The organism is Polaromonas sp. P4_F9 (assembly GCF_056401235.1).
Genome location: NZ_JBFUJT010000004.1, coordinates 146,539 through 163,518, shown reverse-complemented (window position 1 = coordinate 163,518; position 16,980 = coordinate 146,539). Strand labels below are relative to the sequence as shown.

The window sequence follows — 16,980 nt, the reverse complement described above, 5'->3', positions numbered from 1 at the left end:
CGGCATTAAAGGCAGAGGCGATGCGAGGCAGCCTGCAACGTTTGCTTGGATGCGTGTTGCGCAGCGCTTCTCTGAGCGTGGTGCTGTTTGCGGCATCGCTGACTACTACGACGGCGCAGGCGCAAAATACCATCCAGTCCCTCTCTGGCTCCGTCCAGGGCGGTGCGGAGGTGATCCGTATTGATCTGGCCGAACCGCTTGCAGCTGTACCTACCGGCTTCAGCATCCAGGCGCCTGCGCGCATTGCGCTTGATTTTCCGGGCGTGAGCAATGCCATGGGACGCTCTGCGGTTGACCTCAACCTCGGAAATCTGCGCTCCGCCAACGTGGTGCAGGCGGGGGAGCGAACCCGGGTTGTGCTCAATCTGAAGGCTCCTACGGCGTACAAGGCCGAGATACAAGGCAAGTCCCTGCTGATTACCCTGGAGCCGGCTGCCTTGGCTGCGCCTTCTGCAGCGGCGACGCCGGTGTTTGCCGAGAGCCGCAACCGCGACGTCCTTCCGCTGAAGGATATTGATTTCCGCCGCGGCACCGACAGTGCGGGTCGGGTAGTCGTGGATCTTGCCAACAACCAGGTCGGTGTTGATATTCGTCAGCAGGGTCAGACCCTCGTGGTTGAGTTCCTGAAAACGGCTCTGCCCGAGGGCTTGCGCCGTCGTCTCGATGTGGCCGATTTCGGCACACCGATCCAGACCGTCACCACTTTTCAGACCGGTGACAAGGTGCGAATGGTCATAGAGCCCAAAGGCTCGTGGGAGCATAGCGCCTATCAGAGCGACAACCAGTTTGTGCTGGAAGTGCGTCCGCAGAAAGTTGACCCCAACAAGCTCAGCCAAGGCCCCGGGTACACTGGTGAAAAGCTGTCCCTGAATTTCCAGAACATTGAAATCCGCTCGCTGCTGCAAGTTATTGCGGACTTCACCAACTTCAATATCGTCACCTCGGATACCGTGTCAGGTTCCGTGACCCTGCGCCTGAAAGACGTTCCCTGGGACCAGGCGCTGGACATTATTTTGCAGGCCAAGGGATTGGGCATGCGTAAAACGGGCAATGTCTTGCTGATCGCCCCCAAGGACGAACTTGCCGCGAAGGACAAGCAGGACCATGAGTCAAGAAATGCCATCCAGAGCCTGGAAGCGCTGCGTACCCAGGATTTCAAGCTGAACTATGCAAAAGCCGCAGATGTCGCAGCGGGGCTGTTGGGCACCAGCGGTGCGGGTGCGACCAAGATCCTGTCCACGCGGGGTAGCGTGATCTCGGAATCGCGTACCAACCAACTGTTTGTGACGGACATACCGGCCAAACTTGAGCAGGTTCAGGCTTTGATTGCCAAACTTGACATCCCCGTGCGGCAGGTGCTGATCGAGGCGCGCATCGTTGAGGCATCGGACAGCTTTGGGAAATCGTTGGGTGTCAGGCTCGGCGGCCGGCCATTCTCATTGAATGGAAATCGCAATGTCATGTTTGGCGATAGCTACATAGCGCCGAACATTACAGCGGCTACAGGCCCAATCCGTGGGCAGAACTTTGGAACCAATGCGGGCGACTTTGTGCAGTTGCCTGGCGTCGGGCAAAACGGATACCCGGCATCCACCTTCGCCATCTCCCTGTTTAACTCTTCCGTGACAAGGTTGCTGAACCTCGAGATTTCGGCGGCGGAAGCTGACGGAAAAGGGAAAATCGTGTCCAGTCCCCGAATCGTGACGGCGGACCAGGTGAAGGCGCTGATCGAGCAGGGCACCGAACTGCCCTATCAGCAGGCAACCTCCAGCGGCGCCACCTCGATCGCCTTCCGCAAAGCCAACCTGAAGCTGGAAGTTACCCCCCAGATCACGCCCGAGGGCAACATCATCCTGAATGTTGATGTCAACAAGGACAGCGTTGGCCGGGCCACTTCCAATGGCTTTGCCATCGACACCAAGCACATACAGACGCAGGTATTGGTTGAAAATGGTGGCACGGTGGTGATCGGCGGCATCTTTGAGCAGAACGACAGGGAAGATGAGACCAAGGTTCCCCTGCTGGGCGACTTGCCTGCTATTGGCAACTTGTTCAAAACCAAAACCCGTTCAGCCACCAAGTCTGAACTGCTGGTGTTCATTACGCCCAAAATGCTGACGAACGGGGCCGCATTGCGCTGAGTGTAAAGTCCGTATTGGACACGCCGGTAAAGCGGAAGTCGCTTGAGAATGAAAGCTGACATTGCCTGGGAGGATGTCAGCTTCGCTTCTTTGTTGAGCGCTCCAATTCTGGAGGCGTTTTCTTTCCGATGCCTTCAGCGCTGGCATACTGCCTATTCAAGTGAATGCAAACCTGTTGAAAATCGCCTGTGTAGGCCTGCCGGGATCCGGGAAGTCCACCGTGGGCAGGCAGCTTGCCCGCAGGCTGGGTCTGCCATTTGTTGATTCAGACCAGGTCATAGAGCAGCGTATCGGTTGTTCCATTCGCGAGTTTTTTGAGCGCGAAGGCGAGGTTTCGTTCCGCGATCTTGAGCAGCTGGTCATCGATGAGTTGACCCAAGGAGAGCCCTGTGTGCTCTCCACCGGCGGCGGCACCGTGCTCCGTCCCGTGAACCGCGAGCACTTGCGGGTGCGGGCGCAGGTCGTGTATTTGCATTCGGCGCCGGAAGAGGTGTTTCGGCGCTTGCGGCATGACCAGAACCGGCCGCTGCTTCAGGTCGCCGATCCACTGGCGCGATTGCGCGACCTTTACATCGCGCGCGACCCGCTGTATCGGGAAACTGCCCGGTTCGTGATTGAAACCGGCCGTCCTTCGGTGTCGACCCTGGTCAACATGATTCTCATGCAGCTGGAACTGGCGGGCGTGGTTCCTGCGCCTTAGTCTGATGTCACGCGCCGGCCGCGCTGTTGCGGTGGCGGCGCAAAGACCGGCGGCACCCGCTGGGCGGTGGAGTGCCTCTACACTTGCGGTTATGCAAGCAAACTCTTCCCCCGCTGCGGCGCAGGTTCGTATCCATCTGGCCGAACGCAGCTATCCGATTGCCATTGGCGTGAACCTGCTGGGCGACGCTTCGACCTACGAGCAGCTGCCCAAAGCGAGCACGGCGCTCATTGTTTCCAATACCACCGTGGCTCCCTTGTATGCGGCCCGGCTCACGCAGGCCCTCCGGGCGCGTTATGAGAAGGTCTTGCAGGTGACTTTGCCCGATGGCGAGGCCCACAAAGACTGGCCGACCCTGCAGCTGATTTTTGATGCGCTGCTGGAAAACGGTTGTGACCGAAAAACAGTGCTGTTCGCGCTGGGTGGTGGGGTGGTCGGCGACATGACCGGATTTGCCGCCGCAAGCTACATGCGCGGCGTGCCATTTGTGCAGGTTCCCACGACCTTGCTGGCGCAGGTGGATTCATCGGTGGGCGGAAAAACGGCCATCAACCACCCGCTGGGAAAAAACATGATCGGCGCGTTTTACCAGCCTCTCCTGGTCGTTTGCGACCTGGATGTACTCGTCACGCTGCCTTCGCGTGAATTGAGCGCGGGCCTGGCCGAGATCATCAAATACGGGCCGATCGCCGACATGGCGTTTCTCGACTGGATTGAGGGTCACCTCGATGCCTTGCTGGGCAAAGACCCAGCCGCGCTGGCGCATGCCATTCAGCGCAGCTGCGAGATCAAGGCCTGGGTGGTGGGGCAGGACGAACGTGAGTCGGGCTTGCGGGCAATTTTGAATTTCGGCCATACTTTTGGCCACGCGATTGAGTCGGGGTTGGGCTATGGCGAGTGGCTGCACGGCGAGGGCGTGGGCTGCGGCATGGTGATGGCTGCGCATTTGTCGCAGCGTCTGGGCCTGGTCGACATGGCTTTTGTCGAGCGCCTGACCGGGCTCGTCCTGCGTGCCGGCCTGCCCGTCAAGGGACCTGTGCTGTCCGCCATTGACAATGCCGGCCGCTATCTCGAGCTGATGCGCGTCGATAAAAAATCCGAGGCCGGTGAAATCCGCTTCGTGGTGATTGATGGGCCAGGCAAGGCGGCGGTGCGTTGCGCACCCGATGCGCTGGTGCGCGAAGTCATCGATGCCTGTTGTGCGTGATGGACGATGGGGCCGGTAAATGTTGCGGGGTGCCATGAGCGCGATAGCTGCTTGCCGCGATTTCGTGAAGGCTGGAAGCTGTCTGGATGAGTGAGTCATGAGTGCTGCGGCCTATGCTTGTGATCCGGCGCTGTCGCGCGGCCGACGCTACCCCGAGCCTGCGGCGCCGACACGCTCTGAATTCCAGCGCGACCGCGACCGGATTGTGCATTCCACGGCGTTTCGCCGCCTGGTCTATAAAACCCAGGTATTTTTGAATCACGAGGGTGATCTCTTTCGCACCCGCCTGACCCATTCGCTGGAGGTCGCGCAGCTGGGGCGGTCAATTGCCCGTACCCTGCAGCTCAACGAAGATCTGGTTGAGGCCATTGCCCTGGCGCACGACCTGGGTCACACGCCATTCGGACATGCCGGCCAGGATGCACTGAACCAATGCCTGAAAAACCACAATCCGCAGAGCGCCGGCTTCGAGCACAACCTGCAGAGCCTGCGGGTCGTGGACACGCTGGAGGAGCGTTATCCCGCATACAACGGCCTGAATCTGACGTTTGAGACACGCGAAGGAATTTTGAAGCACTGCTCAAAGCGCAACGCCCGCCATATCGAGGCGCGTGAACCCGGTGGTGTGGCCCGGCGTTTTGTCGCATCGGCATCAACGAGCCCTCGATGGCTGCAACCCGGTCTGGAGGCACAACTGGCCAATCTTGCGGATGAAATTGCCTACAACGCCCACGATATTGATGATGGTGTCCGTTCGGGCTTGCTCAGCCTGGAACAGTTGGAGGACGTGGCGCTGTTCAGCCAGTACCGCCACGAAACGGGCCTGGCGCATCCGGGCCTGCAGGGCCGTCGGCTGCTGTTTGAAACCATACGCCGCATGCTCAGTGCGCAGGTCTACAACGTCATTGATGCGACGCGGATGGCTTTGCAGGCGGCCGCGCCGGCCGACGTCCAGGCCGTACGCCAGCATCCCCCGCTGGTGTGTTTTACCGAAGAGATGGCGGCACAGTCCGCGTCCCTCAAGCGATTTTTGCTACAAAATTTATACCGGCACCCACAGGTGGTGCAAACCACGCAGGCGGCCAAGCAAGTGGTTCGCGATTTGTTCGAGGCCTATATGGCCGACCCCGCGCAGATGCCACAGGCGCATATAGACCGTGCAGCCGGGATCGACATGCCCTATTGCGCTGGGGCAAAACCCGAGCGTGTGGTGGCTGACTACATCGCTGGCATGACGGACCGCTTCGCCGCCAGGGAGCATGAGCGCCTCAAGGGGCGCACCGTTTTTCCGCTTTGACTGCGCCCGTCTGATAACACCGACCTGCCGGCGGACAGGCGAGCAGGGGATCCATCGCCTGTGGTCAGCGCGGACGTAACAGCTGCAGAAATGAAGTAGACACCCACGACTGGTAGAAACCCGCGCATGCAGAGGGAAATGCATAGCCTTATGACATGTCGGCATTTTCCGGGCTGGCTTCGGATGGTTTCCCGGATTACCCTGCACGGCCTGCCCAAAATTTGTGCTGGGCACCCGTAGCAGCGCAGGCATTAAAGCTGCTTGGTTGTCTTGTATCTGGAAAGGTGTTTTCATGATTCCCAATCGGCGGCAATTAATTCTGAGTGGTGTTTTCACAGGTGCCCTGGTGGCAAATCCCGCGCTCCGGGCGCAAACTGTCAAGGCTGCGCGAAAGGTGGTCGTGGGGCAGTCCGTGCCGCTGACGGGCGCGGCCGACCAGATCGGGCTGGCTTACCTCAACGGCGCCAAACTTTACTTTGACGCCATCAATGCAAAAAATGGTGCGGGCGGCTACCGGATCGACGTCAAGGCGCTGGATGATGGCTACGATCCCGTCCGGGCGGCCGGCAATGCCCGGCAGTTGCTGGATCAGGGCGTCGATGCGCTGTTCGGCTTTGTTGGCACCGCGAGTTGCGATGCCGCCTTTGCCGTCGCCAAACCGACGGGTGCCCTGTTTTTTGCACCTTTTGCTGCTTCGGATGCGTTGCACGATCCAGCCCTCGCCCATGTGTTTCATGTTCGTCCAGCGCTGGCGGACGAGGCTTACAAGGTGACGCGCCACTGCGCCACTCTTAACCAGGACCGCATTGCCGTGTTTGCCGAAGACGATGCGATGGGACGCGCCGGTCTGGCCGCCATCAACCAGGCGCTGCTCGACCTCAAACGTCCACCCATCGTGGCCAGTGCCCTGTCGCCGGTCAACAGCGACAAGGTCGATGCGGCAGTGGTCCAGCTGCTCAAGGCAGAGCCCCAGGCCATCATTCAGGTCAGCCTCTTCAATTCATCGGCCGCCTTCATCCGCAAAATGCGGCGGGCCGGCTTTGGTGGCCAGTTCCTGAACTTTTCGGTGGTCGGCATAGACCCCTTGTTCAGTGCGTTGGGCAAAGAGATTGGCGGCATCGTCATTTCCCAGGTTGTACCCTCGCCGCGCAGCACCGCCACACCCATCATCAAGGAATACCTGGATGTGCTGAACCAGACCGACCAGACACCCAGCTACGAAAGCGTGGAGGGATACATCGCCGCCCGCACATTTTCCGAAGGGGTGCGCCGCAGTGTCTCGGGCGGTGGCAAGCCGGACCGTGCTGGCCTGCAAAAAGCCTTCGAATCCATGACGGACTACGACGTGGGCGGCTTTCGCGTCAATCTTCGCGCCAAAAAATATGAATCCGTGCGGGCGATCGACCTGGTCACGATCACACCCGACGGCAAGGTCGTTCGATAAATTCCCGACCGCGGCCACCAGCCGCTGGAGATCGAAATGAAGGGGTTCCTGGTTATCGTCAATATTGGGGTCAGATTCCAATTATCATGACGCTTCACTCCTTGCACCTCCAGTCATCCCATCCATGGCCCGTCTTCCCCGCCTCTCGCTTGCAGGCTGCCCTCATCACATCCTTCAGCGCGGCAATAACCAGCAGGCCATTTTTTCATCGGTAGCTGATTACCAGATGCTGCTGGCCCTGCTGGAAGAAAACGCCCGCAAATTCGGGGTGGCATTGCATGCCTATGTATTGATGGGTAATCATTTCCATTTGCTTGCTACACCGGCAAGCGCCGAGGGCCTGCCCCAGATGATGCAGGCTGTCGGTCGGCGCTATGTGCGCTACTTCAATGACAGCCAGGCACGCTCCGGGACCTTGTGGGAAGGGCGTTACCGCTCGACCTTGATAGAAGCGGAGCGCTATCTGCTGCCCTGCATGGCCTATATCGACCTCAATCCGGTGCGGAGCGGGCTGGCAGGGGATCCCAAAGACTACCCTTGGTCCAGCCACGGCCATTACGCCGGTTTGCGGGCCGACAGGCTCGTGACGCCCCATCCGCTGTTCTGGGCGCTGGGCAACACGCCGTTTGAGCGGGAAGTGGCTTACGCCGAATTGGTGCGTGCGGGCATCTCGCCGGCGCAGCAGGATGCACTGACCCGGTCAGTCCTCGGCGGCTGGGCGCTGGGGGGGGAGGGCTTTGTGGCTGAATTGCAAAAGCGGACCGCGCGTCGCGTCCAAAAAAACCGGGCCGGACGTCCGGCTCGCAAATCAGCATCTCCTTGAGCGCCACCGTGTGGCGCCCGCTGGGTATTTCCGGGTGATTTGTATGTGTCCCTAATTATTATTTGATTGTTTTTGTGTGACATTAATTAGAATCTGACCCCAATTAAAGTGCTTGGCATTGTTGTTGCAGTGCACTATGCTCTCAGTCCTTGCAAAAAATTATGAACATTGCGGAGAAGAGGGGGCGCGCTTGTTGTGCCGCTTTTCTCCCAAACCGATGAGGAATCGCCATGACCACGGCTGCTGAAATCAAACATTTTGAAGAACACGGTTTGTACTCCGGAGCCCATGAGCATGACGCTTGCGGGGTTGGGTTTGTCGCGCACATCAAGGGGCACAAATCCCATGCCATCGTTCAGCAGGGGCTGAAAATTCTTGAAAACCTCGATCACCGGGGCGCGGTGGGTGCCGATAAACTGATGGGCGACGGCGCCGGCATCCTGATCCAGCTGCCGGATGCGCTGTACCGTGAGGAAATGGCGAAGCAGGGTGTCGCGCTGCCGCCGCCGGGTGAGTACGGCGTGGGCATGGTGTTCTTGCCGAAAGAGCATGCCTCGCGTCTGGCTTGCGAGCAGGCGCTGGAGCGCGCCGTCAAGGCAGAAGGCCAGGTGCTGCTGGGCTGGCGCGATGTGCCGGTCAATCGCGACATGCCCATGTCGCCGACGGTGCGCGAAAAAGAGCCCATCCTGCGCCAGATTTTCATCGGCCGCGGCAACGACGTCATCGTGCAGGATGCCCTCGAGCGCAAGCTGTATGTGATCCGCAAAACGGCCAGCGCCGCCATCCAGAACCTGCGCCTGACGCACAGCAAGGAATATTACGTTCCCAGCATGTCCAGCCGCACGGTGGTTTACAAAGGCCTGCTGCTGGCCGATCAGGTAGGCACCTACTACCGTGACCTGACCGACACCCGCTGCGTCTCGGCGCTCGGCCTGGTGCACCAGCGGTTTTCGACCAACACGTTCCCCGAGTGGCCGCTGGCTCACCCGTACCGGTATGTGGCGCACAACGGCGAGATCAACACCGTCAAGGGCAACTACAACTGGATGAAGGCGCGCGAGGGCGTGATGTCCTCTCCCGTGCTGGGGGCCGATTTGCAAAAGCTCTACCCCATCAGCTTCGCGGGTCAGTCGGACACGGCGACCTTTGACAACTGCCTGGAGTTGCTGACCATGGCGGGTTACCCGATCAGCCAGGCCGTGATGATGATGATCCCCGAGCCGTGGGAGCAGCACACCACCATGGACGAGCGCCGCAAGGCCTTCTATGAATACCATGCCGCGATGCTGGAACCGTGGGATGGCCCGGCCTCCATCGTGTTCACCGACGGCCGCCAGATTGGCGCCACGCTGGACCGCAATGGCCTGCGTCCCTCGCGTTACTGCGTTACCGACGACGATCTGGTCATCATGGCATCCGAATCCGGCGTGTTGCCGATTCCCGAGCACAAGATCGTGCGCAAGTGGCGCCTGCAGCCCGGCAAGATGTTCCTGATCGACCTCGAGCAGGGCCGCATGGTGGACGATGAGGAAATCAAGGCGACGCTGGCACACAGCAAGCCCTACAAGCAGTGGATTGAAAACCTGCGCATCAAGCTCGACGACGTCAAGGCGGCACCAGCAGGGGCCGCGGACCGGCTTGGCCGGACGCAAGGCGCCGCCCCCAGCGAGGGGGGAGGCGAACCACACGCAGTGGGGAGCCACGGGGGACTGTCATTACTGGACCGCCAGCAAGCCTTCGGCTATACGCAGGAAGACATCAAGTTCCTGATGTCTCCCATGGCCACCAACGGCGAAGAGGCCACTGGCTCCATGGGCAACGACAGCCCGCTGGCCGTGCTGTCCAACAAGAACAAGCCGCTGTACAACTACTTCAAGCAGCTGTTTGCGCAGGTCACCAACCCGCCGATCGACCCGATCCGCGAGGCGATCGTGATGTCGCTGGTGTCCTTCATCGGCCCCAAGCCGAACCTGTTGGACATCAACCAGGTCAACCCGCCGATGCGGCTGGAAGTCAGCCAGCCAGTGCTCAACGTGGCCGACATGCAAAAGCTGCGCGACATCGAGGCGCACACCCAGGGCAAGTTCAAGAGCTATACGCTGGACATCACCTACCCGCTGGTTTGGGGCCACGAGGGCGTGGAGGCCAAGCTGGCTTCGCTGTGCGCCGAGGCGGTCGATGCGATCAAGGACGGCAAGAACATCTTGATCGTGAGCGACCGCGCCGTGAGCGCCACGCAGGTGGCGATTCCGGCATTGCTGGCGCTGTCCGCGATTCACCAGCACCTGGTGAAGGAGGGCCTGCGCACCACGGCCGGACTGGTGGTGGAAACCGGCTCGGCGCGCGAGGTGCACCACTTCGCGGTGCTGGCGGGCTATGGCGCCGAGGCCGTTCATCCCTATCTGGCCATGGAAACCCTGGCCGAGCTGTCAAGGGGCCTGCCCGGCGACCTGAGCACCGACAAGGCGGTCTACAACTACACCAAGGCGATTGGCAAGGGCCTGTCCAAGATCATGTCCAAGATGGGCGTGTCGACCTACATGAGCTACTGCGGTGCCCAGCTGTTTGAGGCGATCGGCCTGAACCGCGACACCGTGGCCAAATTCTTCAGCGGCACCGCCAGCCAGGTGGAAGGCATGGGCGTGTTCGAGATTGCAGAAGAAGCCCTGCGCATGCACAAGGCGGCGTTCAGCGATGATCCGTTGCTCGCCAACATGCTGGATGCCGGCGGCGAGTACGCCTGGCGCGTGCGCGGCGAGGACCACATGTGGACGCCCGACGCGATCGCCAAGCTGCAGCATTCCACGCGTTCCAATAACTGGAACACCTACAAGGAATACGCCCAGCTGATCAACGACCAGAACCGTCGCCACATGACCTTGCGCGGACTGTTCGAGTTCAGGATCGATCCGTCGAAAGCCATCCCAATCGACGAGGTCGAGCCGGCCAAGGAAATCGTCAAGCGTTTTGCGACCGGCGCGATGTCGCTCGGCTCGATCAGCACCGAAGCCCACGCCACGCTGGCCGTCGCGATGAACCGTATCGGCGGCAAGAGCAACACCGGCGAAGGCGGCGAGGATCCGAACCGCTATCGCCAGGAGCTCAAGGGCATCCCGATCAAAAAGGGTGAAACGCTCAAAAGCGTCATCGGCCCCAAGCAGGTCGAGGTGGATCTTCCGCTGCAGGACGGCGACTCGCTGCGTTCGCGCATCAAGCAGGTCGCCTCCGGCCGATTTGGTGTCACGGCTGAATACCTGGTGTCAGCCGACCAGATCCAGATCAAGATGGCGCAGGGCGCCAAGCCCGGCGAGGGCGGCCAGTTGCCCGGTGGCAAGGTGAGCGACTACATCGGCCACCTGCGTTACTCCGTGCCCGGTGTCGGCCTGATTTCGCCACCGCCGCACCATGACATTTATTCCATCGAAGACCTGGCGCAACTGATTCACGATCTGAAGAACGTCAATCCGCGCGCCAGCATCAGCGTCAAGCTGGTCAGCGAAGTCGGTGTGGGCACGATTGCCGCGGGCGTGGCCAAGGCCAAGTCCGACCACGTGGTGATTGCTGGCCATGACGGCGGCACGGGCGCTTCGCCCTGGTCGTCCATCAAGCACGCCGGCTCTCCCTGGGAAATCGGCCTGGCCGAGACCCAGCAGACCCTGGTGCTCAACCGCCTGCGCGGCCGCATTCGCGTGCAGGCCGACGGCCAGATGAAAACCGGCCGTGACGTGGTCATTGGCGCGTTGCTGGGCGCCGATGAATTTGGTTTTGCCACGGCGCCGCTGGTGGTCGAGGGCTGCATCATGATGCGCAAGTGCCACCTCAACACCTGCCCGGTGGGTGTGGCTACGCAAGACCCGGTGCTGCGCCAGAAATTCAGCGGCAAGCCCGAGCATGTGGTTAACTATTTCTTCTTTGTGGCTGAAGAGGCGCGTCAGCTGATGGCCCAGCTGGGCGTGCGCAAGTTCGATGACCTGATTGGCCGTGCCGACCTGCTCGATACGCAAAAAGGCATTGAGCACTGGAAGGCCCGTGGTCTGGACTTCGGCCGCCTGTTCTACCAGCCCAATGTGCCGGCCGATGTGCCGCGCCTGCATGTGATGGAGCAGGATCACGCGCTGAACAAGGCACTGGACGTCCGCCTGATCGAGAAGTCAAAAGCCGCTCTGGAGAAAGGCGAGAAAGTGCAGTTCATCGAGGTGGCGCGCAACGTCAACCGCACCGTCGGCGCCATGCTGTCGGGCGAGCTGACGCGCCGCCATCCTGAAGGCCTGCCTGATGACACCCTGCGTATCCAGCTTGAGGGTACCGGTGGCCAGTCGTTTGGCGCTTTCCTCGCCAAGGGCATCACCATGTACCTGATTGGCGATGCCAACGACTACACCGGCAAGGGTCTTTCCGGCGGCCGCATCGTGGTGCGACCAAGCATTGACTTCCGGGGTGAGTCGCATAAAAACACCATCGTCGGCAACACGGTGCTGTATGGCGCCACCACCGGCGAAGCGTTTTTCAGCGGTGTGGCCGGCGAGCGTTTTGCGGTGCGACTATCGGGTGCCACGGCGGTGGTGGAAGGCACGGGCGACCATGGCTGCGAATACATGACCGGCGGCACGGTGGCGGTACTGGGCAAGACCGGCCGCAACTTCGCCGCCGGCATGAGCGGCGGCGTGGCCTATGTCTACGACGAAGACGGCTTGTTTGCGACGCGCTGCAATACCTCCATGGTGTCCATGGACCGGGTGGTGAGCACCGTCGAGCAGCACGCCCATGAATCGGACTGGCATGCCGGTGAGAGTGACGAGGAATTGCTCAAGCGCCTGCTGCAGGACCACAACCGCTGGACGGGCAGCAAACGCGCAAGGGAATTGCTCGACAACTGGAGCGAGGCGCGTCTGAAGTTTGTGAAAGTTTTCCCGAATGAGTACAAACGGGCGTTGATCGAGCGCAAGGAGCGCAGGCTCGAAGCTGCGACTGAAACCACCCGCTCGCAAGTGGCTACCAATCAGGAAACCGCGGCGGCCAAGTAAGGCCTGGCCGCAGCAAACTTGTACTCATCACGACAACGGAACCGACAGGACTGATCATGGGAAAAATCACCGGCTTCATGGAATACCAGCGCATCGAGGAGGGCTACAAGCCTGTGCCCGAGCGCCTGAAAAACTACAAGGAATTTGTCATCGGGCTGAACGATGCGCAGGCCGGCAAGCAGGCGGCACGCTGCATGGACTGCGGCACGCCCTTTTGCAACAGCGGCTGCCCGGTCAACAACATCATTCCCGATTTCAATGACATGGTGTTTCGTGCCGACTGGAAAAACGCGATCGACACGCTGCACAGTACCAACAACTTTCCGGAGTTCACTGGCCGCATCTGCCCCGCGCCCTGCGAGGCAGCCTGCGTACTGAACGTGAACAACGATCCGGTCGGCATCAAGTCAATCGAGCATGCCATCATCGATCGTGCCTGGTCCGAAGGCTGGGTCAGGCCCGAGTTGCCCAAGCACAAGACCGGCAAAAAAGTGGCGGTGGTGGGCTCTGGCCCTGCCGGCATGGCCGCGGCACAGCAGTTGGCGCGCGCCGGCCATGATGTCACGCTGTTTGAGAAAAACGACCGTATCGGCGGCTTGCTGCGCTACGGCATTCCCGACTTCAAGATGGAGAAAATCCATATTGACCGCCGCGTCGAGCAGATGCAGGCCGAAGGTGTCATTTTCCGCGCCGGTGTGATGATCGGCAGCCTGCCCAAGGATTCCAAAGTCACGAACTGGGCCAAGGAAACGATATCGGCCGAGCAGTTGCAAAAGGACTTTGACGCCATCATCCTGACGGGCGGTGCCGAGCAGTCTCGCGATTTGCCTGTGCCTGGCCGGGACCTGGACGGCGTGCATTTCGCCATGGAGTTCCTGCCGCAGCAAAACAAGATCAACGCGGGTGACAAGGTCAAAGGCCAGATCAGGGCCGACGGCAAGCATGTCATCGTGATTGGCGGCGGAGACACCGGGTCCGACTGCGTCGGCACCAGCAACCGCCACGGCGCGGCCAGCGTGACCCAGTTCGAACTGATGCCGCAGCCCCCCGAAGAGGAAAACCGGCCCATGACCTGGCCGTACTGGCCGATCAAGCTGCGCACCAGTTCCAGCCACGAAGAAGGCTGCGAGCGCGAGTTCGCGATCTCCACCAAGGAGTTGATGGGCGAAAAAGGCAAGGTCACCGGCCTGAAAACCGTTCGCGTTGAATGGAAGGACGGCAAGATGGTCGAGGTGCCGGGGTCGGAGCAGACGCTGAAGGCCGACTTGGTGCTCTTGGCCATGGGCTTTGTCTCGCCGGTCGCTTCGGTCCTGGAGGCTTTTGGTGTCGAGAAGGACAACCGCGGCAATGCCAAAGCGAGCACTGACTTCACGGGCGGTTACGCCACCAATGTGCCCAAAGTGTTTGCGGCCGGCGACATCCGGCGTGGTCAAAGCCTGGTCGTGTGGGCGATTCGCGAGGGCCGCCAGGCCGCGCGTGCTGCCGACGAATTTCTGATGGGCTACAGCGACTTGCCTCGCTAAGCGCTGTGCCCGGCCTTCGCAAATCGCCCCAAGGGGCGGTTAAATAAACCCCAAGCTTGCGCTTGGAGTGCGCGAAGGCCGCCGGGCCGCGCGCTCCGTTGACGAGTTCCTCATGGGGTACAGCGACCTGCCACGCTAAGCGCTGCGACCCCTTTCGTCCATCACCCATCATCCACGGCTCGTATCGAGTACAACGCAGGCAGGCGCCTGTGTTGCGCGAAGGCCACCATGTGATGTGCGGGTGATTGTCGAGCGACCTGATGCGCTGATGTCGGCGATGGTTGCAGAGTGGTTGGCTGCTATAAAAAGAAGAGCGTTTGAGGCGCGTAAACAATAAGCTGGCAGGTGGTTTTCGTATCGATGCTGTGGCTTGCAGTGGCGGGGCGGCGGTATTCGCTCATTTCTGAGGCAGGCGTGCGGCCTGGGCGCCGCAGATAAGACAGGGCAAACCCCGTATCATTAGGGCATTCCCTAGCAATGCCGACGCGCTCGTTGGCCCTTTCTTCTCCCATGGCCGACATTTCCGCTTCATCGCTGGTCGAATTCAAGGATGTGACCTTCTCCTATCCGGGCTCTGCCGGGGACCGCGTCATTCTCGACCGGGTCACCCTGTCGGTGCCGCGGGGCAAGGTCACGGCGCTGATGGGAGCGTCGGGYGGTGGCAAGACCACGGTCTTGCGCCTGATTGGCGGGCAGCAAAAAGCCAATCAGGGCGAAGTCCTGTTCGATGGCAAAAATATTGGCAAACTGGTGCAGTCCGAGCTTTATGAGGCGAGGCGCCGCATGGGCATGCTGTTCCAGTTTGGTGCGCTGTTCACCGATCTGAGCGTGTTTGACAACGTGGCGTTTCCCTTGCGCGAGCACACCGCGCTGAGCGATGCACTGATTCGGGACATCGTTCTGATGAAGCTCAACGCGGTGGGGCTGCGCGGCGCGCGCGATCTGATGCCCAGCGAAATTTCAGGCGGCATGGCGCGACGTGTGGCGCTGGCGCGAGCCATCGTGCTGGATCCCGAACTTATCATGTACGACGAGCCCTTTGCCGGGCTGGATCCGATTTCGCTGGGAACGGCTGCGAAGCTGATCCGCCAGCTCAACGACACGCTGGGCATTACCAGCATCGTGGTTTCACACGACCTCGAAGAAACCTTTCACATCGCCGACAAGGTCATCATTCTGGCCAATGGCGGCGTTGCCGCGCAGGGCACGCCCGACGAGGTACGGAACTCCACCGACCCGCTGGTCCATCAGTTTGTCAACGCGCAAAGCGAAGGCCCCGTGAAATTCCATTACCCCGGGCCGGATGTCGCCACTGATTTTGGCAATCAGGTTGCAGCAGGCCGGAAGGGCCGTTCATGAGTCGCTACAGCCCCGTCCACCTGCTTTCGAGCCTGGGCTTTACCACGCGCAGCCAGCTTGCCGAGCTTGGCCACGCCGCGCGCCTGATGTCACGCCTGCTGGCGCTGACGGGCCCGGCGCTGGCCCGTTTCGGCCTGGTGCGTGACCAGATATTTTTCCTCGGCAATTACTCACTGGCCATCATCACGGTGTCAGGCCTTTTTGTGGGTTTTGTGCTGGGCCTGCAGGGCTACTACACGCTGCAGCGTTATGGCTCCTCGGAGGCGCTGGGCCTGCTGGTGGCGCTTAGCCTGGTGCGTGAACTGGGGCCGGTGGTCACCGCCCTGCTGTTTGCCGGCCGTGCCGGCACCTCCCTGACCGCTGAAATTGGCCTCATGAAAGCCGGAGAGCAGCTGTCCGCGATGGAAATGATGGCCGTGGATCCGGTGCGCCGCATCCTGGCACCCCGGTTCTGGGGGGGCGTGATCGCCATGCCGCTGCTTGCTGCGGTGTTCAGTGCCGTCGGCATCATCGGCGGCTGGGTGGTCGGCGTGCTGATGATCGGTGTCGATGCGGGTTCGTTCTGGAGCCAGATGCAGGCCGGCGTCGATGTCTGGCGCGACGTCGGCAATGGCGTGATCAAAAGTCTTGTATTTGGTGTAACGGTTACTTTTGTGGCGCTGCACCAGGGGTTTGAGGCACAGGCCACGCCGGAAGGCGTGTCGCGCGCGACGACCCGTACCGTGGTGGTGGCTTCGCTGGCCGTGCTCGGACTGGACTTTTTGTTGACGGCCTGGATGTTCAGCCTTTAAAACGCGGCGCGCACCTTCTGAAGCCAGCCATGCGAAAATTTAGTCCGTTTGCGTGCGCCATGCGGCGATTCCGCAAAGACAGGAAGGCCGACAGGCCTGCAATTGCTGCAGGGGCCGACCTGAGTCATTGAAAGAAAAAAGATGCAACGCTCAAAAAACGACGTGTGGGTTGGCTTGTTTGTCCTGATAGGTGGCGCAGCCATGCTGTTTCTGGCGCTCAAATCTGCCAACTTGCTCACCTTGAGTTTTGACACCTCGTACCGCGTCACGGCCAAGTTCGACAATATCGGCGGCCTGAAACCACGGGCTGCGGTCAAAAGTGCGGGCGTTGTTGTCGGGAGGGTTGAAAATATCACTTTTGACGACAAGTCCTACCAGGCCAGCGTTCGCCTGGCCATGGAAAGCCGCTATACCTTTCCGAAGGACAGTTCGCTGAAAATACTGACCAGCGGTTTGCTGGGTGAGCAGTACATCGGCGTGGAGGCCGGTGGGGATGAGAAAAACCTCGCTGCGGGGGATGTGATCAAACAGACCCAGTCGGCCGTGGTGCTTGAAAGTCTGATCAGCCAGTTTTTATACAGTAAAGCGGCGGACAGCAGTTCTGGATCAGGGGCTGCGCCGTCATCAGGGACCCCAGAAAAAAAATGATGATACGAACGACGTCAACGACA

Annotated in this window: 11 protein-coding genes; all 11 read left to right on the top strand. The window is 60.6% G+C overall.

Features of this window, described 5'->3' with window-relative positions; all coding sequences use genetic code 11:
- Positions 1-20: 20 nt before the first annotated feature.
- The 11 genes from AC1DUB_RS05605 (at position 21) to mlaD (ending at position 16,957) form a co-directional block, all read left to right on the top strand.
- Positions 21-2,141: a type IV pilus secretin PilQ gene (locus AC1DUB_RS05605; protein ID WP_477728717.1), complete on the top strand. Its 2,121-nt coding sequence runs from the start codon at positions 21-23 to the stop codon at positions 2,139-2,141.
- Between the two features lie 175 nt (positions 2,142-2,316).
- On the top strand, positions 2,317-2,841 hold the full coding sequence (locus AC1DUB_RS05600; protein WP_477728716.1) for a shikimate kinase: 525 nt from the start codon (positions 2,317-2,319) through the stop codon (positions 2,839-2,841).
- 91 nt (positions 2,842-2,932) lie between these two features.
- Entirely contained in the window at positions 2,933-4,048 is a 1,116-nt protein-coding gene (aroB, locus tag AC1DUB_RS05595; protein ID WP_477728656.1) for a 3-dehydroquinate synthase, read from the top strand.
- 97 nt (positions 4,049-4,145) lie between these two features.
- Positions 4,146-5,345, top strand: coding sequence for a deoxyguanosinetriphosphate triphosphohydrolase (locus AC1DUB_RS05590; protein WP_477728655.1), 1,200 nt, complete (start codon positions 4,146-4,148; stop codon positions 5,343-5,345).
- A gap of 292 nt (positions 5,346-5,637) precedes the next feature.
- Entirely contained in the window at positions 5,638-6,789 is a 1,152-nt protein-coding gene (locus tag AC1DUB_RS05585; RefSeq protein WP_477728654.1) for an ABC transporter substrate-binding protein, read from the top strand.
- A 124-nt stretch (positions 6,790-6,913) separates the two neighbouring features.
- A complete protein-coding gene (locus tag AC1DUB_RS05580) occupies positions 6,914-7,612 on the top strand; it encodes a transposase (RefSeq protein WP_477728653.1) in 699 nt (232 codons plus the stop codon).
- 230 nt (positions 7,613-7,842) lie between these two features.
- Complete coding sequence (locus tag AC1DUB_RS05575) at positions 7,843-12,636, top strand: glutamate synthase-related protein (protein ID WP_477728652.1); 4,794 nt, start codon at positions 7,843-7,845, stop codon at positions 12,634-12,636.
- Positions 12,637-12,692: 56 nt separating this feature from the next.
- Positions 12,693-14,159: a glutamate synthase subunit beta gene (locus tag AC1DUB_RS05570; RefSeq protein WP_477728651.1), complete on the top strand. Its 1,467-nt coding sequence runs from the start codon at positions 12,693-12,695 to the stop codon at positions 14,157-14,159.
- A gap of 510 nt (positions 14,160-14,669) precedes the next feature.
- Positions 14,670-15,518: an ABC transporter ATP-binding protein gene (locus tag AC1DUB_RS05565; RefSeq protein ID WP_477728650.1), complete on the top strand. Its 849-nt coding sequence runs from the start codon at positions 14,670-14,672 to the stop codon at positions 15,516-15,518.
- Complete coding sequence (gene mlaE / locus AC1DUB_RS05560; protein ID WP_477728649.1) at positions 15,515-16,309, top strand: lipid asymmetry maintenance ABC transporter permease subunit MlaE; 795 nt, start codon at positions 15,515-15,517, stop codon at positions 16,307-16,309. The genes AC1DUB_RS05565 and mlaE overlap by 4 nt, the downstream gene beginning before the upstream one ends.
- A 141-nt stretch (positions 16,310-16,450) precedes the next feature.
- The gene (gene mlaD, locus AC1DUB_RS05555; protein WP_477728648.1) at positions 16,451-16,957 is read left to right on the top strand and encodes an outer membrane lipid asymmetry maintenance protein MlaD; all 507 of its coding nucleotides are present in this window, start codon (positions 16,451-16,453) and stop codon (positions 16,955-16,957) included.
- Positions 16,958-16,980 lie beyond the last annotated feature (23 nt).

Coding starts and splice junctions, on each gene's coding strand:
- mlaD (WP_477728648.1), top strand. CDS start 16,451: ATGCAACGCTCAAAAAACGACGTGTGGGTTGGCTTGTTTGTCCTGATA.
- AC1DUB_RS05580 (WP_477728653.1), top strand. CDS start 6,914: ATGGCCCGTCTTCCCCGCCTCTCGCTTGCAGGCTGCCCTCATCACATC.
- aroB (WP_477728656.1), top strand. CDS start 2,933: ATGCAAGCAAACTCTTCCCCCGCTGCGGCGCAGGTTCGTATCCATCTG.
- AC1DUB_RS05585 (WP_477728654.1), top strand. CDS start 5,638: ATGATTCCCAATCGGCGGCAATTAATTCTGAGTGGTGTTTTCACAGGT.
- mlaE (WP_477728649.1), top strand. CDS start 15,515: ATGAGTCGCTACAGCCCCGTCCACCTGCTTTCGAGCCTGGGCTTTACC.
- AC1DUB_RS05575 (WP_477728652.1), top strand. CDS start 7,843: ATGACCACGGCTGCTGAAATCAAACATTTTGAAGAACACGGTTTGTAC.
- AC1DUB_RS05605 (WP_477728717.1), top strand. CDS start 21: ATGCGAGGCAGCCTGCAACGTTTGCTTGGATGCGTGTTGCGCAGCGCT.
- AC1DUB_RS05570 (WP_477728651.1), top strand. CDS start 12,693: ATGGGAAAAATCACCGGCTTCATGGAATACCAGCGCATCGAGGAGGGC.
- AC1DUB_RS05590 (WP_477728655.1), top strand. CDS start 4,146: ATGAGTGCTGCGGCCTATGCTTGTGATCCGGCGCTGTCGCGCGGCCGA.